General features: G+C 72.4%; 19 protein-coding genes. 7 read left to right on the plus strand and 12 right to left on the minus strand.

The annotated features are described in order from the left end of the window. The first annotated feature begins 62 nt into the window (after positions 1–62). The gene (locus ACL02U_RS09035; protein WP_412790157.1) at positions 63–1,319 is read left to right on the plus strand and encodes a GNAT family N-acetyltransferase; all 1,257 of its coding nucleotides are present in this window, start codon (positions 63–65) and stop codon (positions 1,317–1,319) included. Positions 1,320–1,382: 63 nt separating this feature from the next. Then, entirely contained in the window at positions 1,383–2,285 is a 903-nt protein-coding gene (locus ACL02U_RS09040) for a GntR family transcriptional regulator (protein ID WP_412790250.1), read from the plus strand. A 309-nt stretch (positions 2,286–2,594) separates the two neighbouring features. On the opposite strand, the gene ACL02U_RS09045 is transcribed toward ACL02U_RS09040, so the two are convergent. The 3 genes from ACL02U_RS09045 to ACL02U_RS09055 form a co-directional block, all read right to left on the minus strand. Continuing rightward, positions 2,595–3,452: an SMI1/KNR4 family protein gene (locus ACL02U_RS09045; RefSeq protein ID WP_412790158.1), complete on the minus strand. Its 858-nt coding sequence runs from the start codon at positions 3,450–3,452 to the stop codon at positions 2,595–2,597. Between the two features lie 113 nt (positions 3,453–3,565). Continuing rightward, on the minus strand, positions 3,566–4,159 hold the full coding sequence (locus ACL02U_RS09050; protein WP_412790159.1) for a GNAT family N-acetyltransferase: 594 nt from the start codon (positions 4,157–4,159) through the stop codon (positions 3,566–3,568). 174 nt (positions 4,160–4,333) lie between these two features. Next, the gene (locus tag ACL02U_RS09055) at positions 4,334–4,675 is read right to left on the minus strand and encodes a hypothetical protein (protein WP_412790160.1); all 342 of its coding nucleotides are present in this window, start codon (positions 4,673–4,675) and stop codon (positions 4,334–4,336) included. A 234-nt stretch (positions 4,676–4,909) separates the two neighbouring features. Here ACL02U_RS09055 and ACL02U_RS09060 point away from each other — a divergent pair, with 234 nt between their 5' ends. Together ACL02U_RS09060 and ACL02U_RS09065 are read left to right on the plus strand one after the other, a co-directional pair. Continuing rightward, on the plus strand, positions 4,910–6,196 hold the full coding sequence (locus ACL02U_RS09060; protein WP_412790161.1) for an MFS transporter: 1,287 nt from the start codon (positions 4,910–4,912) through the stop codon (positions 6,194–6,196). A 255-nt stretch (positions 6,197–6,451) separates the two neighbouring features. Then, a complete protein-coding gene (locus tag ACL02U_RS09065; protein ID WP_412790162.1) occupies positions 6,452–7,381 on the plus strand; it encodes a helix-turn-helix transcriptional regulator in 930 nt (309 codons plus the stop codon). 436 nt (positions 7,382–7,817) lie between these two features. Here the strand turns inward: ACL02U_RS09065 and ACL02U_RS09070 are convergent, their stop codons facing one another. From ACL02U_RS09070 to ACL02U_RS09080, 3 genes are all read right to left on the minus strand, one after another. Next, the gene (locus ACL02U_RS09070) at positions 7,818–8,900 is read right to left on the minus strand and encodes a MerR family transcriptional regulator (RefSeq protein WP_412790163.1); all 1,083 of its coding nucleotides are present in this window, start codon (positions 8,898–8,900) and stop codon (positions 7,818–7,820) included. A gap of 486 nt (positions 8,901–9,386) precedes the next feature. Then, positions 9,387–9,575, minus strand: coding sequence for a hypothetical protein (locus ACL02U_RS09075; protein WP_412790164.1), 189 nt, complete (start codon positions 9,573–9,575; stop codon positions 9,387–9,389). A 285-nt stretch (positions 9,576–9,860) separates the two neighbouring features. Then, on the minus strand, positions 9,861–10,553 hold the full coding sequence (locus ACL02U_RS09080; RefSeq protein ID WP_412790165.1) for a TetR/AcrR family transcriptional regulator: 693 nt from the start codon (positions 10,551–10,553) through the stop codon (positions 9,861–9,863). Between the two features lie 53 nt (positions 10,554–10,606). Here ACL02U_RS09080 and ACL02U_RS09085 point away from each other — a divergent pair, with 53 nt between their 5' ends. Beyond that, on the plus strand, positions 10,607–11,725 hold the full coding sequence (locus ACL02U_RS09085) for an FAD-dependent oxidoreductase (protein ID WP_412790166.1): 1,119 nt from the start codon (positions 10,607–10,609) through the stop codon (positions 11,723–11,725). A gap of 161 nt (positions 11,726–11,886) precedes the next feature. On the opposite strand, the gene ACL02U_RS09090 is transcribed toward ACL02U_RS09085, so the two are convergent. From ACL02U_RS09090 to ACL02U_RS09100, 3 genes are all read right to left on the minus strand, one after another. Continuing rightward, positions 11,887–12,111: a hypothetical protein gene (locus ACL02U_RS09090; RefSeq protein ID WP_412790167.1), complete on the minus strand. Its 225-nt coding sequence runs from the start codon at positions 12,109–12,111 to the stop codon at positions 11,887–11,889. 256 nt (positions 12,112–12,367) lie between these two features. Next, entirely contained in the window at positions 12,368–13,252 is an 885-nt protein-coding gene (locus ACL02U_RS09095; protein ID WP_412790168.1) for an aminoglycoside phosphotransferase family protein, read from the minus strand. Between the two features lie 404 nt (positions 13,253–13,656). After that, complete coding sequence (locus tag ACL02U_RS09100; protein WP_412790169.1) at positions 13,657–14,178, minus strand: hypothetical protein; 522 nt, start codon at positions 14,176–14,178, stop codon at positions 13,657–13,659. Positions 14,179–14,211: 33 nt separating this feature from the next. Between ACL02U_RS09100 and ACL02U_RS09105 the strand changes: the two genes are divergently transcribed. Continuing rightward, positions 14,212–14,727 carry a hypothetical protein gene (locus ACL02U_RS09105; RefSeq protein ID WP_412790170.1) on the plus strand — a complete coding sequence of 172 codons (516 nt, stop codon included), beginning with the start codon at positions 14,212–14,214 and terminating at the stop codon, positions 14,725–14,727. 111 nt (positions 14,728–14,838) lie between these two features. Here ACL02U_RS09105 and ACL02U_RS09110 read toward each other — a convergent pair whose 3' ends face one another. Then, the gene (locus ACL02U_RS09110; RefSeq protein WP_412790171.1) at positions 14,839–16,560 is read right to left on the minus strand and encodes a HEAT repeat domain-containing protein; all 1,722 of its coding nucleotides are present in this window, start codon (positions 16,558–16,560) and stop codon (positions 14,839–14,841) included. A 534-nt stretch (positions 16,561–17,094) separates the two neighbouring features. On the opposite strand from ACL02U_RS09110, the gene ACL02U_RS09115 reads away from it, so the two are divergent. Next, complete coding sequence (locus tag ACL02U_RS09115; protein ID WP_412790172.1) at positions 17,095–17,559, plus strand: DUF4240 domain-containing protein; 465 nt, start codon at positions 17,095–17,097, stop codon at positions 17,557–17,559. A gap of 18 nt (positions 17,560–17,577) precedes the next feature. Here ACL02U_RS09115 and ACL02U_RS09120 read toward each other — a convergent pair whose 3' ends face one another. After that, positions 17,578–17,991, minus strand: a complete 414-nt coding sequence (locus ACL02U_RS09120; protein WP_412790173.1) for a DUF5958 family protein — start codon at positions 17,989–17,991, stop codon at positions 17,578–17,580. 277 nt (positions 17,992–18,268) lie between these two features. After that, the gene (locus tag ACL02U_RS09125; RefSeq protein ID WP_412790251.1) at positions 18,269–18,739 is read right to left on the minus strand and encodes a DIP1984 family protein; all 471 of its coding nucleotides are present in this window, start codon (positions 18,737–18,739) and stop codon (positions 18,269–18,271) included. Between the last annotated feature and the right edge of the window lie 270 nt (positions 18,740–19,009).

The following is a 19,009-nucleotide window of genomic DNA, read 5'->3' on the forward strand; positions in this document are numbered from 1 at the left end:
GGCGTGCGCGGTCGGCGGAAAACCCCGCGACACCCTCCGCGCGGGAGGCCTACCGTGACTTCATGATCAGCCCTGCCGCCGACATCGACGTCCGCCCGGTCACCGAAGCCGAGTACCCGGACTGGCTGCGCGCCGTGAACACCGGATTCCTGCGGGCCCCCACCGACCCGCCGGAGATCGTCGAGGCGCGCCGCCGCCAGCTCGCCGCGGTGCGCCTGCTGGGCGCCTTCGACGGCGACCGCTGCGTCGCCACGTACCGCTCCTTCGACCAGGAGGTCACGGCCGTCGGCGGCACGCCCGTCCCCGGGAACGCCGTCTCCTCCGTCACGGTCACGGCCACCCACCGCCGCCGCGGGCTGCTCACCCGCATGATCGGCAGGGACCTCGCGGAGGCGAAGGAGCGCGGGGACGTCCTCGCGACGCTCATCGCCGCCGAGTACCCGATCTACGGCCGGTACGGTTTCGGGCCCGCGACCGCCATGGCGGAGTGGACGGTCGACGTGCCGCGCGCCGGGCTCGACCCGCGCGGTTCGGGCCCGGGGGACGGCTCCCGGATCGACCTGGTGGACGGCGCCGAGGTGCGCAAGACGGGTCCCGAGCTGCACGAGCGGCTGCGCCGCGTCCAGCCGGGCGCGGTCAGCCGGTCCGATCTGTGGTGGCAGCTGAGCACCGGCTCGGTGCGGTTCGAGACGTCCTGGAAGGAGCCGTACTTCGCCGTGTACCGCTCGGCCGCCGGACAGGTCGAGGGGATGGTGTCCTACCGGTGCGACGACCGGTGGGGCGACGCCAAGCAGCCGCAGAACACGGCCACGGTGAACTGGCTGATCGCGGTGACGCCGGACGCCGAGCGCGCCCTGTGGCGGTACCTGTGCTCGATCGACTGGATCGTGCGGGTCAGGAGCGGCTCGCGGGCCCCCGACGACCTGCTGCCGCTGTACCTGCCCGACCCGCGGGCGGCGCAGATCACCAGCCAGGCGGACTGGCTGTGGGTGCGGCTGCTGGACGTCGTACGGGCCATGGAGGCGCGGACGTACGCGGGCGACGGGGAACTGGTGCTGGACGTCGTGGACCCGGGCGGGTTCACCGGGGGGCGCTATCTGCTGCGGGCGTCGGCGGACGGGGCCTCCTGCGCGCCGACCACGCGGAGCGCCGACCTGGTGCTGGAGGCGGGGCAGCTCGCACGGCTCTGGCTCGGCGACGAGTCGGCGGTGCGGTTGGCGGCGCTGGGCACGGTGCAGGAGGAACGAGCGGGCGCCGCCCGTTCGGCCGACGCCCTGCTGCGTACGTCCAGGCGGCCTTGGTGCCCGGACATGTTCTGACTGCCGCTCCCTTCGCCGGGGACCGGTCCGTCGTCCGTGGCGGACCGCTCCGAGGTGCTCGGTGTGGAGTTGTCGTCCCTGCGCGGCGGTCGTCCCCGCGCGCCGGTGACGGGCCGGCCGGGCTCCCGGCTCCCCTCCGGAAGGAAGCCCGCCGGACCGTTCCCCGGGTCAGCCGGACTGGGCGAGCAGCATCACCAGGATCAGGCCGAGATCGCCGGGGAGTTCGGTGTCGAGCGCGGCGCGGTCCGCCAGGCGCTGCGCGCGCTCCAGGACGACGGACTGCTCACGCACGTCAGCAAGGGCAGCCCACCCAGGATCGCCGAGCCCGCACCACCCTCCCTCGACCGGCCGCAGCCGACCATGGTCGGCCTCGCCCCCCGGCTCGCCGAGGCATTCACGGCGGAACGGGTGCGGATCGACGTCGTGTGCCACACCGCCGAAACCCTGATGGTCGCCCTCGGCGAGCCGCTCCGTCTGATCCACCGGGGCAGCATCCGGCCCCGATCCGTCGCCCTGCGGATCCTGCTGCCCTCCGACGACATCGACCTCGCCTTCCCGGTGCCGGTGGAGACCACCACCACCACCGGCGACGACCCGGTCCACCAGCGCTGGCTGGCGATGCGGAACGCCCAGGGCCAGGTCATCGAACACCAACTGCTGTCCCTGCGCGCGACCCACGGCATCGACGTGCGGGTGGCCTTCCGGGCGCTGCCCTTCACCCCGCCGATGAAGCTGTACCTGCTCAACGGCGCGGAGGCGCTGTTCGGGCACTACCTGGTCACCCGGCGCGAGGAGGAGTGGCAGAGCCTGACCCTGGACATGTTCGACGTGCTCGGCAGCCAGTGGCTGCTGTTCTTCTTCGACCGCCGCTCCGGCGGCCGGGACGCCGCCTTCGTCGACGAGTCGCAGAAGTGGTTCGACGCCCTCTGGGAAACCATCACCTCGGACCTCAGCCTCTCCCCGTGACACCCGATACGGCGCAGAGCAGGTCGTGCGGCGCGGCACAGGCGGTGGCCGCCTCCCACCTGTACGGCACCGACGCGGGCTGACCTCCGCCGTGCGCCACCCCGGCCGCGCCTGGGTGCCTCGGCCGCCGGGTCCGCCGGCTCGGCCCGCCGGGGAGTGCTGCACCGCCTCACCGGCGAGTGCGCCGGCGGCGGGTGCACCGCCTCAACGGGGTGTGTGCCGGCGGCGGGTGCACCGCCTCAACGGGGTGTGTGCCGGCGGCGGGTGCACCGCCTCAACGGGGTGTGTGCCGGCGGCGGGTGCACCGCCTCAACGGGGTGTGTGCCGACGGCGGTTGCTGCGTCGCACGGTCGTGCCGTCCGCCTCGGCGCCGGGCCGTACACCGCCCGGTTCGTCCGCCGCGGGCGCTCGGCCGGCCGTGCCGGGCCGCGGCGGGGCGGAGGGCCCGATCCTCCAGGAGCCGGGCAGGGCCGTGTGGATCGCGGCCAGGTCGGCGGCCGTCCGACCCCGCACGTGCAGCCAGCTTCCGTCGCCCTGCCCCTCCAACCGCAGGAGCTTCCCCGGCGCGGAGAACCAGCGCGCAGGCGACTGCTCCCCGCCGGTCCACATCGGGTGGTCGGGGAGTTCCACGCGGGCGAACCGCTCCGGCAGGGAGCGGATCAGCTCCGTGGGCAGCGCGCGGGCGTCCCGGAACGGCCCCTGCCCCAGCAGCGTCTCGCTCAGGACGAGCTCCACCCAGGCGAGGGACACCCGCTCCAGGAACGGCAGCCAGCGGTCCCCGGAGCGCACGAACACCGGTGGGTCGTCCTGGTCCAGGTCCCCCAGCCGCACACCCCAGTCGGCGCACCCCTGGTTCTCGGTGCGGAAGACCAGCACGCCACCGCACTCCTCGGACACCTGGAGCATGGCGGGCGGCCGCAGCGGATCCTGGTTGCCCGTGAGGTCGCGCCGTGCCGTGCCGAGCAGTGCGTAGCCCTCCCGCAGTGCTGCCGGCAGACGCAGCCCGAGAGCCGCCTCGGCGCCCGCCAACTCCTCCTCCGCAGTGCCCGAGGCGTCGTCCAGCGGAGCCGACCAGGCCGCCGCGAAATCCCGGACGAAGTCCCAGACCCGCCGCCGGTCGACCGCCCCGCCTCGAAGGGCCGCGGCAACATCGAACGCACTGACCACAGCGGAGACCGTACAGCACCGTCGCGCCGTTCCTGCCGGCCCGTTCCCCGCCTCCGCGGCGCGCGCCTCCGCGGCGCGCGCCTCCGCCCGGCGCCGCTCGGGGGCGAGGCCGACTACGCGCCGCTCGGCTCCCCGGCGGGAACCTCCCCGGCTCCCGCACGGACCGACCGGTGCGCGTCCGGCTCCCAGTCCCGGGCGAGCAGTCCGAGCAGCACCTCGTCCAGGAACTCGCCCAGCACCCAGGCCGAGGAGCGCAGCACGCCCTCGCGGACGAAGCCGTTGTGTTCGGCGGAGCGCAGCATCGCGGCGTTGTCCGACAGCGTCTCGATCTGCAGCCGCTGCAGCCCGCGCACGGCGAAGCCGTAGTGGCACAGCACCGCGACCACGTCGGTGCCGTAGCCCTTGCCGCGGCAGGACGGCAGCAGCCCCAGCCCGATGTGCGCGGACCGGTTGTGGTTGTCGATGCCCCACAGCACCGCGGTGCCGACCAGCGTGCCACCGCCCAGCTCCACCACGGAGAACTGGACGCTGCCCTGCTCCTTGTCGTCCACCACGAGCCGGGGATCCGCCGAGCCGGGCGTGATCGGCCGCCAGGGCCCGCCCTCGGATCGCGAGGAGTTGACCACGTCGTCGTAGAGTTCGGCCCGCAGGATCGGGATGTCCTCCTCGTGCCGGGCCCTGAGCCCGACTTCACTGCCTCTGAGCATGCGTGCTTCCTATCCGCCCGCACCGGCCGGCGGCAAACGGATATCCGGGCCCCGATCGACCCGGCCGCGCCCGGCCGGGTCGATCGGGCGCGGCCGCGCCCGGCCGGCCCCCGGCCCGCCCCTTGCGGGCACCACGCCGGCCCGGTGGTGGTGTCCGGGCATCGGCGCAGGCGGTCAGACGACGACCCGGCGGTGCAGGGTGCCGTCCTCGTCGTACAGCTCGAGGGTGACGCCCGCCCCGAACCGCGAGATCAGCATCGCCAGGGCGTCGAGCCTGTCGGGGGCGATGACCCCGTTCAGCAGGATGCCGTCCCCGGCGACCGGGTCCAACTCGATCCGGCACCGGGCCGTCTCGACTTCGTACGCGTCCCAGGACGACGACCGTGACCTCCAGCCGGCCCTGACGAAGAGCTCGGCCAGCGCGGAGACGCCGAGACCCCGCAGGTGGCCGCACAAGTTGTTGTCGGCGTCCTGCAGTTCGGGAGCCGGTTCCGGGCCGTCGTCCGAGAGGTCCATGCGCGGTTCAGGGACGCCCGGGAGCGGGGCGCACCCACCGGTTTCGCCTGCGCACGTCGATTTCGCCGCCGGGGGAGTGCTCACCCCGTCCGCCGCCGTTCGGAAGGATCACGAGCCGAACGGTAGGCCCGGCGCGGGCTCGGCGTCACCCGGTTTCCCGGCAGCCCGCCCGTGCCGGCGCTCTTCCGGGACGCCCCCGGTACGCCGGGCTCGGCCGCAGTAGGGTGCCCGGCTGTGACAGGTTCCTCGTCCCGGGCGCCGCTGTGGCGCGACCGACGGTTCGTCCTGCTCGTCTGCGCACGGGTCGTCTCGGTCCTGGGCAACGGCTTCGCACGGGTGGCGCTGGCGTTCGCGGTACTCGCCCTGCCGGGAGCCGGCCCCGGACGGCTGTCGCTGGTGCTGGCCTGCCAGGCCCTGCCCCAGCTGGTGTTCGTCCTGGCGGGCGGAGTGATCGCGGACCGCTTCCCGCGGTCGGTGCTGATGGTCCTGGCCGACGTGCTGGGGGCCGCGGCGTACACGGGTCTGGCCGTCATGGTGCTGACCGGTCACGCGCCGCTGCCGGCGATGTGCCTGCTGGCGGTGGCGGCCGGAACGGCGACCGCGCTGTTCGCCCCCGCGCTGGACGGGCTCGTGCCGTTGATCGTGCCCGCGGAACGCCTGCAGCGGGCCAACGGGCTGCTGCGGGTCGGCACCAACGGCTCCCTGCTGCTGGGCCTGGCACTGTCCGGCGCCACGGTGGCGCTGGTGGGGGCGGGGTGGGCGCTCGCGCTCAACGCGGCGTCCTTCGCCGTCAGCGCCGCGCTGACCTCCCGGCTGCGGGTGGCCGCGCGACCGCGCGGGCGAGCCTCGGGATGGGCCGAACTGAAGGAGGGCTGGCAGGAGTTCGCCTCCCGGCAGTGGCTGTGGGTGGTCGTCGCCCAGTACGCGGTCGTCGTCGCGGCGCTCAACGCCAACGTGGGAGTGCTCGGCCCCCTGACGGCCGACCAGCACCTCGGCGGGGCGCGGGCGTGGTCGGTCATCGTCGCGGCACAGGCGGTGGGCACCGTCGCCGGTGCGGGACTCGCCGCCCGGGTGCGGGTGAAACGTCCCGTGCTGGTGGCCGTGCTGTGCACCTATCCGGCCGCCGTACCGATCGCCCTGCTGGGCGCCGCGGCTCCCGTGTGGCTGACCGCCACGGCCATGTTCGGTGCCGGGATCGCGGGCGACGTCTTCGGCGTGCTGTGGGTCACCACCGTCCAGCGGGAGATCCCCGAGCGGGCCCTGTCCCGCGTCAGCTCCTACGACTGGTTCGGCTCCCTGGCCTTCGCCCCGCTCGGCCTGCTCGTCGCCGGACCCGTCGCCGCCGCCGTCGGTACCGGTACGGCCCTGGCCGGCTGCGCGGGCCTGGTCGTCCTGGCCACCACGGCCGCCCTGCTCTCGCCGCAGGTACGCACCCTGCGCACCGGCCCCGGGACGCCTTCCGAAACGGCAGCCTCCGCGGGGAGCGCGGAGCACCGGGTCGGTGACGAGGCGGCCGGCTGAGCCGGCGTACCGGGCGGTCCCAGCCGGCACGGTGCCGCAGTGCGCCTGCCGCACCGCCGGTCGACGGCTGGGCGGAGGGGTCCTTCGGTGATCGCCTCGGACAGCTCCTCGACGCTCAGCCCGTTCCCCGGGGCCCTGTCCGGGTGGTAGCCGAGCCGCCGAGGAAACCGCAGGTCAAGCAGGCGCGGAAGGTCCCGCCGTCACAGGTACCGACAGGACCCCCCACGTCCGCGGCAAGCGCCCTAGCCTGGTCGTGTGGACACCAAGAGCGACATCCGCGCCTTCCTCGCGTCCCGCCGCGCGAAGATCACTCCGCAGCAGGCCGGACTGCCCGCCTTCGGCGGGAACCGGCGGGTGCCCGGGCTGCGCCGCGAGGAGGTCGCCCTGCTCGCCGGGGTCAGCGTCGACTACTACGTCCGCCTGGAGCGGGGAAACCTCGCCGGGGCCTCGGAGGAGGTCCTCGACGCCGTCGCGAACGCCCTCCAGCTCGACGACGCCGAGCGCGCCCACCTCCACGACCTGGCCCGCGCCGTCGCCAGGCGCCCCGCCCGCAGGGCCGGGCGCGCCCGCGGTCCCCTGCCCGGCAGCGTGCTGCGCGTCCTGGACTCCATGACCGAGAGCCCCGCCTTCATCCGCAACGGCCGACTCGACATCCTCGCCACCAACCGCCTCGGCCGGGCCCTGTACGCGCCGCTGTTCACGGGCGGCGGCCAGGGCCCGGTCAACATCGCCCGGTTCCAGTTCCTCGACCCCGCCGGACGCGACTTCTTCCCCGACTGGGAGGCAGCCCTCAACACCACCGTCTCGCTGCTGCGCACCGAAGCCGGCCGCGCACCCCACGACGGCGAACTGACCGGCCTCATCGGTGAACTCGTCACCCGGAGCGATGAGTTCCGCACCGCGTGGGCCAGGCACAACGTGCGGCTGCACCACACCGGCAGCAAGCCGTTCCGGCACCCCGCGGTCGGCGAACTCCGACTCGACTTCGACGCCATGGAACTGCCCGCCCAGCCCGGCCTCACCCTCACCGCCTACAGCGCGGCGCCCCACACCCCCGAACACGACGCCCTCCGGCTGCTGTCGGCCTGGGCGGCCACGGAGGACGCCCACGCCGAGGGCGCCCACGCCGAGGGCGCCCACGCCGAGGGCGCCCACGTCGAGGGCGCGGCCCGCCCGGAGCCGTGAACGGCCGCACCGCTCGGCGTTGCGCTCTCCGGGACGCCGTACCCGTACCGGCGCGGAGGTCCGGGCGGGGCGTCCCGTCCGGTGGATCGGTTGGTGTGCGTTCCGCCGCCCCGGCGGTCACGTACCGGGCGTGACCACCGCCCCGGCGGTCACGTACCCGGCGTGACCACCGCCCCGGCCGTCGCGCATCCGGCGTGGCTACCGTCCGTCGTGCATCCGGCACGGTTGTCGCCCCGGCGGTCGCGCATCCGGCACGGGTTCCACCTGCGCAGCCGGGCCGGCAGGCGCCGCCGGGGCGGTCGCGACGCCCTGTCCGGCACGGACCGGGGAGACGGCCCGGCTCTCCCGGCCTGTCGGGCGAGGCGGTACTCGTCGGCGTCGCGGATCAGTTCCCCGGAGCGGATGTGCGGCAACGTGAAGTGCATACCGCCCGCCCCTACTGCTCGAGTTCCACGACGTCGGCCACCACGCAGCTGACGTTGTCGGGGCCGCCGCCGCCGTTGGCGAGGGTGATCAGTTCGCGGACCGCCTGCTCGGGCTCCCGGATCTCGGAGAGCACCCGGTGGATCTCCCCGGCCGGCACGACGGTTGACAGGCCGTCGGAGCAGAGCAGGTACCGGTCCGACGGCCGGGCGTCGTGCAGACGCAGGTCGGGCGTGGCGTCGGCACCCCGGCCCAGGGCCCGTACCAGCAGCGACCGCTGCGGATGGGACGCGGCCTCCTCCGGGCTCAGGCGCCCCTCGTCGACCATCGACTGCACCATCGTGTGGTCGTGGGTGATCTGGAACAGCTCACCGTCGCGCAGCAGGTGGACGCGGGAGTCGCCGATGTGGACGAGGGCGAGTTGGGAGCCGGTCCAGAGCATCGCGGTGAGCGTGGTGCCGGCCTCTTCGGACGGGGAACCGGTCCCGGCGACGCCGTGCACGGCCTGTTCGGCCTGTTCGATCGCGTCCTCGAGGACGTGCAGGAGGTTGCCCGCCGGGATGCCGTCGGTCTCGAGGTGCTTGAGCGCCTCGACGGCCGCCGCGCTGGCGGGGGCTCCTCGGCTGCCGAAGCCGTCGGCGACGGCGAGCAGACGGGTCCCGGCGTAGGCGGTGTCCTGGTTGCTCTCGCGGACGAGGCCCGCGTCGGACAGGGCGGCGTAGCGGATTCCGAGGGGTGTGGTGGCGGTCGACGACACGGCGGGGTCCTTCCGGCAGAGGTGGTCGATGAGGAAGGAGGCCAGGTCCCGTCGTGCGGCGGTGTCGGCCTCGACCTGGGCCCAGAAGGCGCGGATCTCCCCGGCCGCCGTCGCCGCCTCCAGCGTGCAGACGTGCTGGATGCGGGCCAGCGGCATCCCCAGCCGGCGCAGCCAGGCGACCAGCCGGGCCTGCTCCAGTTGGTCGGGTGCGTAGAGGCGGTAGCCGGTCACCGGGTCGACACGTGCGGGGGGCAGCAGGCCGAGCTCGTCGTAGAGACGCAGTGCCTTCGGTGACAGCCGGGACGCCTTCGCGAACGCCCCGATGGTCAGCAACCCCATACCTGTTCCTCCTCATGCCGGGCCCGTCGCCCGGCACCACCGATGCTGGGGCCTGCCCCAAGGTGAAGGTCAACCGGCTTCCCCGCCCGCTCCGCAGGTCTCCTGACAGGCCTGCCGGACTCCGGACGCGAGCCGCGGCCGGATGCTTCCCGGTCCGGGGCGTCCCGCTGGGGGCATCGAGGTGGGGGCGTCCTGGTGGGGGCATCGCGGTGGGGGATGCCCCGGATCGGCCGGGCGAGAAGGGATTCGGGCCCGGCCGGCACGCATGGTGCGACTGCGACACCCGTGTTCCCGCTGGGACGCCCCCGTCGGACCCTTCCTCGGGCGCTCACTGCGGTGAGTTGAGGGATCCGGGTCGCTCTCCGATGCCTTTTGAAGCGGAGCGTTCCGGCATGCTCTCACCGGACGCGAAGGGTTCCCCGCCACCTCGAGGGGATCTCCTGTCGCCGCACCGGCGCCTCACTCGGGCGGAGCCCGGAGCGGAGCCTAGAGAAGCACGTAGGCGACCGCGAACACGGTCAGCCCCATCGCCAGGCCCACGCAGACCAGCGCGATGCGATTGCGCCGGGCGGCGGTTCTGCGGTAGCGGGCCAGGAGCCGGGCCGCCTCCAGCACAGCCTCGCGCTCGGCACGCGCGGAGTTCTCGGAACCCCGTCCGTCATCAGTCGCGTCCAAGCCCTCGCCCCTCGCCCCTCGCCGTCGCCCGCCCCACTCGTGCATCTCCGCGTCCGCGGCCCCCGCCGACCGGGCGGGGGAGTACCCCCCGTGTCGAACGGGCGGTCACGCTATGCCGTCCCATGCATCCGGTCAAGCTCCTCCAACCGGCCGGGGGAGGCCGCCGTCCGGGACAGCGCGCCCCTGCCCGACACGCTCGGGAAGACGGAGACCTCCACGCGGTGAGGTGTCTTCGAGGCGGGCCCTGTCCGTGCTGCCGGGGCGGGACCGAACGGCAGCCGGGCGTCACTCCGCCGGCAGGGTCAGCCGGGCCGCCACGGCATCGAGGACCCAGTCCAGGCCGGTGGCGAAGGAGGTCCCGGCGTCCACGTCCGTGCCGTCGTGCACGGCCCTGGACAGTGCCGGGAAGCGGCCCGTGGCCAGCATGCTCGTCACATGCGGGCCGCGGTCGCGCTGCCAGTCGCGCTCGGACAGGCCCGTGGCGCGCTCGGCCCGCAGGTGCGCGATCTCCCGCCTGATCGCGCCGATGGAGTAGGCGCTGACGGTCTCCGCGGCGCGCATGACGGTGTCGACGTCGGCGAGGCCGTCGAGCGCGGCCAGCGTGGCCTCGGTCACGGCGAGGCCGTTCGGGCCCAGGGCCGGGCGGCCGCCGAGCAGGTCGGCCAGCCATTCGTGGCGGAGAGCGGCCTGCCGGGTGCGGTGGGCGAGGACGCGCAGGGCCTCCCGCCAGTCACGGGGCGGCTCCCGGGGGAGGATCTCGGCCTGGACCTCGTCGAGCATGAGGTCGAACAACTCCTCCTTGGTGGAGAGGTACCCGTACAGCCGCATCGGGCCGGCGTTCAGCCGGGCCGCGACCTTGCGCACCGTCACCGCCTCCAGCCCGCCCTCGTCGGCCAGAGCGACGGCGGCGGCGACGATCCGCTCCCGGTCGAGCGGTACGGGGCGAGGCGGCGGCTCCGGCCGGTCCCACACAGTCATGGCCACACCGTTCTGCTGCGAGGCATCGTCTGAAGGAAATACAGTGTATCGACATGAGACAACGTATCGCCGTGGTCGGGGGCGGCCCCGCCGGCCTGGCCTTCGCCCGGGTACTGCACCGCCACGGCTTCCCCACCGCCGTCCTCGAACGCGATCCCGCCCCCGACACGCGCCCCCAGGGCGGCACGCTGGACCTGCACGAAGGACTGGGCCAACTCGCGCTGGACAAGGCGGGGCTGCTGGCGGAGTTCCAGGCGCTGTCCCGCCCCGAGGGGCAGGCCATGCGCATCCTGGACACGGACGGGACCGTACTCCGCGACTGGCGCCCCCGCCCGGACGACCGGGCCAATCCCGAGATCGACCGCGGTCAACTCCGTGACCTGCTGCTCGGCGAACTCGAGGTCCGGTGGGGGCAGGCCGTGACCCAGGTGGTGCCGGGGACCGGGGACGGCGTACTGGTCCGTTTCGCGGACGGGCGGCAAGAGGCCTTCGACCTCGTGGTCGGTGCGGACGGCGCCTGGTCCCGGGTCCGGCCCGCGGTCTCGCCGGTGACACCGCAGTACACCGGCGTCACCCTGGTCGAGACCTCCCTGAACGACGTCGACACCCACCACCCCGACCTCGCCCGGTTGGTCGGCGACGGTTCCGTGGCCGTGTACGGCGTGAACCGCGCCCTCGTCGCCCAGCGCAACAGCGGGGGCCACGTCAAGGTGTACGCCCAGTTCCGCGCGCCGCTGGACTGGCACACCCACCTGGACCCGGCCGACGCCGGGGCCCTGCGGGCGAACCTTCTGGCCCTCTTCGACGGCTGGGCCGCCCCCGTTCTCGACCTCCTCCGCCACAGCACCGCTTTCGTCCACCGCCCCCTTTACGTCCTGCCCGTGTCCCACACCTGGGCCCATGTCCCCGGGGTGACGCTGCTGGGCGACGCCGCCCACCTGATGCCCCCGCTGGGGGCGGGCGCGAACCTCGCGATGCTGGAGGGCGCCGAACTCGCCGAGGCCGTCGCCACCGGCCCCGGGGATCCGGACCAGGCCGTCCGCGCCTTCGAGGAACGGATGTGGGCGCGGGCCCGCAGATGGGCGGAGATCACGACGGCCGGTCTGGAGCGCCTCGTGAGCCCGGACCCCGCCGAGGCCCTCGCCCTCTTCGATCGGGTCCAGCCGTCCTGACCGCCGAGCCCGGCACCACCGGCACCACCGGCTTGCCACGGTTTCGCGGGGCACGGCGCAGTCGCACCGCCGCCCCTCCCGGCGGGGCGGCAGCCGCACCGCCGCCCCTCCCGGCGAAACCGCCGCGGGAGGGCCGACCCCGAGGCGGCCGCGAGGGGCGACTACACCGCCTCGGTGGCGAACAACTCGAGGTGCCCGCATTTGGGGCAGCGGAACGCCTCTATCCGCCGCCGGGGGCGGCCCATCCGCTTGGCACCCCCGAAAACCCCCCGCTCCAGGGCACCCTCGATCCAGCGCGCGTAGCCCCGCGAGTTCTCACCCGCGTCCTCGACGAAACCCTCCATCAGGCCGACGGTGCCGCAGTAGGTGCACGTGTAGTTGTTCACCCCGCGAGTGTAGGAAACGGCGCGATCCGCCCCGACGGTCCCGTGACCGCCGACCCCCGTCCGACGACCGGGACAACGCAGGTCCGGAACCCGACAACCGGCACGGTGAGGTCCGGAACCCGACAACCGGCACGGTGAGGTCCGGAACCCCGGCCGCTGCACCGGCTCCCGGACGGAGCGGCAGGCCGGGTCGGGTGCCACCCGACCGGTGTCCCCCGGCCGTGCGGCAGACTCCTCTTCACCGCGGGTGCGCGTGTCATCCGGCCGGTTCCGCGAGGACCTCGGTGACGGCGCGGCGTCCCAACTCGGCCATGGCGGGGTTGGTGCGGCGGTAGTAGTCGATTCCGCTGACGAAGGTGAGTGCCCAGCCCCGTCCGCGGGCCCAGGCGGCGTCGTCGAATCCTGCTGCCGCGCGGAAGGTCTTCCGGGTCTCCGCGCTGAGCAGCGTCCAGGCGGCGATGGCGTCGCAGGCCGGGTCGCCCACGCCCGCAGTGCCGAAGTCGATCACCGCGTGGAGCCGACCGCCGTTGACGAGGATGTTGCCGGGGATGAGATCGCCGTGGGTCCACATCGGTGGTCCGTCCCACTCCGGCTGATCGAGGGCCTGTTCCCAGGCGGAGAGGAGAGCGGGGGCGTCGACGTCGTGCGCAGCCCTGGCGGTCCACTCCCGTACGGAGGCGTCGCGGGTGCGCAGCGGCACGCTCCGGTAGCCCGGGCGGGCCCCGGTGGCGTCGGCCCCGCGCAGCGCCGCGACGAACTCGCCGAGGTCTCCCGCGAGTCGGTGGCCGTCGGGGGCCCGGGCCGGCACGGTGGTGGGGTGCGAGCCGTCGATCCAGCGGTTGATCGCCCACGGGAAGGGGTACCCCTGTCCCGGCTGCCCGACGGCCACCGGTTCGGGCACGGCGGTGGGCAGGAGCGCGGCCAGCCACGGCAAGCAGTCCCGCTCGAACTCCACTTGGCCGACGGCGCCCGCCATCCGGGGCAACCGGACCGCCAACTCGTCACCCAGCCGGTAGATCGCGTTCTCGGTGCCTGCGGAGTCCACCGGGCTGACGGGCAGCTCCGCCCATTGCGGGAACTGGTGTGTGAGCAGTCGCCGCACCAGCGCGGCGTCGGTCGGAATCTCATCCTCGTGCATCATCGGTCCGAGACCCTAACGAGGCGGCCGGCGTCGGGGACATCGATTTCCGGGAGGGGACGGCTCTCCGTCCCCTGCCTGCATCGGGCCGGCTCCGGCCGCGGAGGGGGCCCTCACCGGCTGCGGCCCCGAGTGCGGCGGCGGTGGTGGCGGCCACAGTGTCCGGGCCAGGACATCCCTCGTCCGCATCCCGGTCTCTATCGGCGCCCGGATCGGGACGCCACAGCCCGCCCACCCGGGGTGGTGGCGTACGTGTCAGGGGTGGTTAAGGCCTGGTGTCAGGTCCGGGCGAGGTCGCAGAACTCGTGATCCTCCGGGTCGCTGAGGCACGGCCCAGAGTCCATGTTCATGACGGGAGGCACCATGTCGTCCGGCCTCCTCGGGGTCGCCGTGCCCCGTCCCTCCGGTCACGGCCCTTCCGCCAACCGTTGGATCGTCCTCCAACGCGGGGCGTCGTCATCAGGGGCGTCCGGAGACGCGAAGTGGAAGGGCACGCGAAGGTGGCAGGCCAGCGTCCGGCCGGCCTCGGCGGCGGCAACACCAGGGGGAAGGCCGTCGGATCGGTGGTAGACGGTCGCCAGGTGGCCCTCCCCGTCTGGGGCGTCCAGCACCGCGACCAGGAGCACGAACCAGTTGTGCACTGTGTCGCCGTCCCAGAGCGCCTCCACTGCTGCCACACGGCCTGGGAGCGCCGCGGCGCGGGCTGCGAGCGAGGGGAGGTCCAGCGGATCAGGCGGCGTGCGCTGCACACGGTCGCCCAGGGCCTCGTATCGCGTGTGGACGACCCGCTCGGCTTCGTGCAGGCCAACCCCCAGCGGGCGCAGCGCCTCCCAGACGGATCTGACCGCCGACAGCCGGCGGTCGCGCAGCACGTCGGCGTCGACCTCTCGGCGGGTCCGCTCCTCCAGGTAGACCCACCAGCCACTCACCGGGCCACCAGCCGGGATCTCAGGGTGCGCGTCATGGGTTCGAACGTACGCCAGGGCTGGGTGCCCGCCCCGGCCGCCCTCATGGTGGTGCTGTCGAATCTCGGGTTCTGGCTCGCTTTCCCTGATGCGCGCAACGTGAGTTACGAGTCGATACGCATCGACCTCTGCAGTACGGCGGCCGGGGCGGCATGCCCGGACTGTGGGAGCGAGTCGACCCGGGTGGGTCTCGCCCTCGCCGACCGGGCTGGCGCCCGGATGGCACGGGCCCTCGGGGCGCCCTTCGGCTCACTGATCGATGTCAGATACGCGCGATACCTTCCCGACATGGGTGTTTGTCTGGTGGGCGTCGGCGCGGAGGAATGGTTCGGTGACGCGGAGGACGGATGGGGTGAAGTTGGTGCGGCGCTCAATGCCGAACTCAGGCGGCGGGGCCTGCCGCCCTACGAGGACGTCCCCGCAGAGACGGCTTTCGCACCGACACCGACGTCGCCGATACCGGTGGGGCACCCGGCCTCGCCTATACGTTCGCAGCGACAGCGCTCGGGCTGAAGACCAACGACGGTCTCGTTCACTGCTTGGGAGACATCCCTGCGAGCCAGATCCGCCAGATCGCGCCTTTCACTGCGCAGGTCCAGGAACTCGCCGACATGACCACCCGCCTCACGCGGATAGACCGGACGCGCTGAGTAGCTCGCCGACGGCGGTGCGGATGTCCTCGTCCTGGGCGAAGCCCCGCCAGCCGCCATTGCTACGCAACCGCTGGTCCTGTGTGGCTACGTTGAGCAGGAGGAGGGCGGCGGGCCGGGCCGCCTGGCCGAGCCGGGCCAGGTGGTTCAGCGCGGGGAGCATGACGGGCAGGTAGGAGCCCTGAGCCAGATCCCGCACGGCAGTCGTCAGTACGGGGACAGCGGCCCCTGCATCGCCGGTCGCAGCCCACAGGGCGTGTGCCGCCTCCACGCGAGTCCAGGGGTCGCTGTCGGCGGTCATCGCCCTGAGCCGGTCCGCGTAAGGGGCGGCATGCGGCCCGAGGTCGGCCAGCTTGCGCAGGGCAGGATGGGGGCGTCCTCGCTCGGCGGCGCCGCGGACGAGTGCTTCCAGGGCCGGTTCCGGTTCGCCGCCGACTCTCCAGTACGCCCAAGCCGCGAGTTCCGTATGTGGCCCTGCGGCAGGCGTCCGGGACAGGAGCAGGTCTCGTGCTCCGTTCCCCGCCCTTCCGATTCCTGCCAGGGCCTTCGCCGCCGCAGTCCAGGTCCGGTCGTCCTCCAGCAGGCCGATGAGCTGTGGAACCGCTGCCTTTGCCGTGGGCCCCCAGTCCGCGAGTACCTCGCAGAGCCTGTTGAGTACGCGGTCGTCGGCGGCGGTGTGGAGCCGGCCGCAGATCGACGGAATGAGTTGCTCGGCGTGGTCCGGGAGGTAGCCCAGCACCTCATCGAGCGCGGGGAGGCTGACATGGTGCAGGTCGGTGGCGGGGTAGTGGGCGGAAGCCGATGCGAAGCCGGAGCGTGCGCCAGCGATCAGTTCGATCAGGCCCGGCAGGCAGCGAGGATCGTTCATGCGGGCCAGGGCCCACAGAGCCGCCTCGCCGACGGTCTCCCGTGTGCGTGTGGTGCGGGCAGCAGTGTCAGAGAGCAGGTTGGCGACCTCGTCGGCGTAGGCGGTGGCCACCGGGCCGAGGCAGGCCATCAGCTCGGTCGCTCGGAATCGGGCTTCGGGGGCGGGATCGTCCAGGTGCGCCGCGAGACGTGGCAGGAGGGCAGTGGTCGGCGAGCTCCACTGGGACAGGAGCCTGCCGGCTTGGGCCAAGGCGGCGATCCGCTGTTCGTCGTCGCGATGGTCCGCCAGCAGGCCTAGCGTGAAGTCGGGGGAGGGGCCGGTGAGCAGCCCCGCAGTCCAATGGTGGACACCCAGTACTCCGGTTTGTATCGAGCTGGTGTGGCGCCACAGCTCGATGCTCGGGTCCCGGACCGATTCGAGTACGAGATCCAGCCGACGGGCGGGCAGGCCAGGGTCGGTAGGGGCAAGTGCGTGCACCGCTGCCAGACGTATCTGCGCCTGTGGATCACCGAGCAGACCGTGGAGCAGGCCGACGACCTCGGTGCCACGTCCGCCGGTTGGCGCGCGCAGGGTCGCCTGGCCGAGTGAAAGGACCAGCTCAAGGCGAGTTTCTAGATCGCCCTCGGCCTCCCAGCACCGCAGTAGCCCAGGCAGAACCAGCTCACCGGGGCTGTCGCAGGCACCGAGGACGTCGGCTGCGGCCCGCCGGATCTCCGGCTCTGGGTCGCCGAGCAGGCCCAACAACTGGGGGAGGGCCTGTTCCCAAGCTGGTGCCCAGCCGGGATCAAGAAACCGGGCTTCGACTCGACCGGCTTCCGCTGCCAGCATCGCCACGAGTTCCAGCAACGCGCAGCGGCTCGGGACCTGTGGTGTCGCAGCCAGGCGCAGTACGAAGGGCAGTGCGGCTGATGCGCCGGAACAGACCCAGCCGCCTTGATGGAAGAGCAGGTTGAGCAGCTCGGACGAGGCATCGTCTGCATCGTCCGGATCCGGACCCGCGCATCGGCGGAGCAAATCGGGTACATCCTCGGCGGACCCGTAGTTGTGCTTCAGTCCAGCCCAGTCGACCGCATCCAATCCCGCCCGCATGCGCGCGACCCTACCGCCGTGTTGTCCACGAAGCTCAAGTGAGGCCGCAGCGACCTTCACGCCTGCCGCGCTGTGCCGACCACGGCTGCGAAGTGCCAACTGTCCGTTCCCAAAAGATCTGGATCGAGGAGGTGTCTCTGACCTGGGCCTTGTCAGTTCTGCTGGGACGGGTTGGAAGCCGGGCGGCCCAGTGGATCTGGACGCTGCTGCGCCTGCTTGAGTGCGAGCTGAGACGGTCCCATTTGTTCTGTCGGACGGTACGGCCGTGGCCTGGTGTCTTTCAGTTCTGGTGGGACTCATCCCGTAGGGCGTCGTAGTCGTCCGGCGTCGTCACCAGCCTTCGGCGGCTGGTGTTCGGACGACGGATTCTGCTACTTCGGCCTGTGGATGGTGGGGATCGGTCGGGAAGCCTTCGTGCGTGCAGTGATCGATCCCGACTCTCTGGCCGACACCCCAGAGGTTCAGTGCCTGGTGGGTCGCCCTCGGGAGCTCTGGAACGACGACTGGCCGGAGTGGGAGTCTCTCGACTACGTCGCCATGGAGGCGTATGGACTACTCACCCGCGCGGATGACGACTGCGGCGACGCATTCTATGAAGCCGTCGAAGCCGAGGAGGGCGCTGTAGGCGGCAATCGAGGGCCGCGCGGCGAGCAGTGGGACGTGCGATGCGAAGACGAGGCGATGCGCAAACTGCCGAGACTGAGCGCGATGTTTCCCCTCCGGCCACTGGTCCGGTAGGCGCGAAAGCGCGAGGGATCAGGCCGAGGCTTCGGGGGTGTCGACAGACAGGCGATGCCACGCGTGGCCGCAACCGTCGAAGCAGAAGCGCTCTCGTCGGCGTTCGTCGGCGACGGCCAGCACCGCGATCAGTAGCCGGAATGACTTGAGGCGCTCGTCGTGCGGGGTGAGACTGGCGATCTTTCCGAGTTGCTGGTCGATCCGCCCTAGTGTGATCAGAACTGCCGGTGTGTGCGTGGTGCGAAGTCCGGCGCGTCGGATACTTTCCGGGCCGTCCTCGGCGGTGGCGCGGGCCTGAATGCAGAAATGTGACAGGAGGCGCAGGGTGTTGGACTGCTCCTCAGTCGAGAGGCCCTCGAACCACTCGATGCCCTGTGACATCGACCGAAGCTCTTGGGCGAGCTCGTTCAGGATGATGTACGGATCAGCCATTCGTGCACCCCCGTTGCGCTCAGATCGCCGTTGTCCATGGTGCTGCGATGTGGAAAGCCCCGAACCCGCCCTCACGGCTTCGGATCTGCACGTGGTGATGTGCTGTGCGATGTGCACCTTTACCTGTACGCCGTGCTGAGCTGCACTGTTGATGGGGAGTCGAACCCCCGCGTTGCTCTTCACGCGCCAGGAGTGGGCTGGAAAACCGCCGGCCCTCGGTGTGTGCACGCCTCCGAAGCTGCTACCTGCTCCACATCGTCCCCGCCTGCTGGACTACTCAGTCCAGCAGATGCGCCTCCCAGTTCGTACGCTGGATCCGTATATCGACCTCGCGGATCTCCCGCGCGAGAACATCCGCCTGACCGCGCAGTTCCGCCACCGGAAGCGCGGAAAGCATCATCAGCTCGGACCGAAGCTGTCGGCCGTATCCCCGCTCGCCGCTACCCGCCGCCGCGTCCGCCGCCGCGGTGACCACGGAGTGACGCAACCGCAGGACATCCCGGCGTGCGAGGGCATCGGTGAGCGTGCCGTCCGAACCCATCTCCACGGTGGCATTGGTTCGGTTGATCCGCCGGATCAACGTTTCCAGAGCGCTCAGCACCTCACCGGCCTCAGCCAGCAACTGGGCGGCATCCTCGGCGGGCGTCTCCCCCTCCTGGTACCGCGCACTGCTGACGACGCGCGCTCGCAACTGTTCTACACGGCGCGTCGCTTCCGCACGTTCTGCCAGTGCCTCAGCAAGCTTCACTGTCTCCATCTCCCCCTCCATGAGCTCGCACGAGTATACGAGTGCGAACCAGCTCATACGCACTTTGATTTTGATCCACAGGGGCTCTGACCAGCCGCTGGAACGAGAGAGGACAGCCGCTCAGAGCGCTACGCAAAGAGAACCCGACAGTGCGAACGAGAATGAGTGGGAATCCGCCGGTTTCAGCGAGGCGGGACAACGGGCTGGCCAGCTTCGCCAGGACTCCACCAGGACTCCGCCAAGTCGTTCGCCAGAAGCGCTGGGACGCGC

Origin of the sequence: Streptomyces sp. MS06 (assembly GCF_047200655.1) — a bacterium.
Classification (GTDB): Bacteria; Actinomycetota; Actinomycetes; order Streptomycetales; family Streptomycetaceae; genus Streptomyces.

Excerpts from the sequence above, each read along its gene's own strand:
- ACL02U_RS09035 (WP_412790157.1), top strand. The coding sequence starts at position 63 with ATGATCAGCCCTGCCGCCGACATCGACGTCCGCCCGGTCACCGAAGCC.
- ACL02U_RS09050 (WP_412790159.1), bottom strand. The coding sequence starts at position 4,159 with ATGCTCAGAGGCAGTGAAGTCGGGCTCAGGGCCCGGCACGAGGAGGAC.
- ACL02U_RS09055 (WP_412790160.1), bottom strand. The coding sequence starts at position 4,675 with ATGGACCTCTCGGACGACGGCCCGGAACCGGCTCCCGAACTGCAGGAC.
- ACL02U_RS09070 (WP_412790163.1), bottom strand. The coding sequence starts at position 8,900 with ATGGGGTTGCTGACCATCGGGGCGTTCGCGAAGGCGTCCCGGCTGTCA.
- ACL02U_RS09080 (WP_412790165.1), bottom strand. The coding sequence starts at position 10,553 with ATGACTGTGTGGGACCGGCCGGAGCCGCCGCCTCGCCCCGTACCGCTC.
- ACL02U_RS09085 (WP_412790166.1), top strand. The coding sequence starts at position 10,607 with ATGAGACAACGTATCGCCGTGGTCGGGGGCGGCCCCGCCGGCCTGGCC.
- ACL02U_RS09095 (WP_412790168.1), bottom strand. The coding sequence starts at position 13,252 with ATGATGCACGAGGATGAGATTCCGACCGACGCCGCGCTGGTGCGGCGA.
- ACL02U_RS09105 (WP_412790170.1), top strand. The coding sequence starts at position 14,212 with ATGGGTTCGAACGTACGCCAGGGCTGGGTGCCCGCCCCGGCCGCCCTC.
- ACL02U_RS09110 (WP_412790171.1), bottom strand. The coding sequence starts at position 16,560 with ATGCTGGCAGCGGAAGCCGGTCGAGTCGAAGCCCGGTTTCTTGATCCC.
- ACL02U_RS09120 (WP_412790173.1), bottom strand. The coding sequence starts at position 17,991 with ATGGCTGATCCGTACATCATCCTGAACGAGCTCGCCCAAGAGCTTCGG.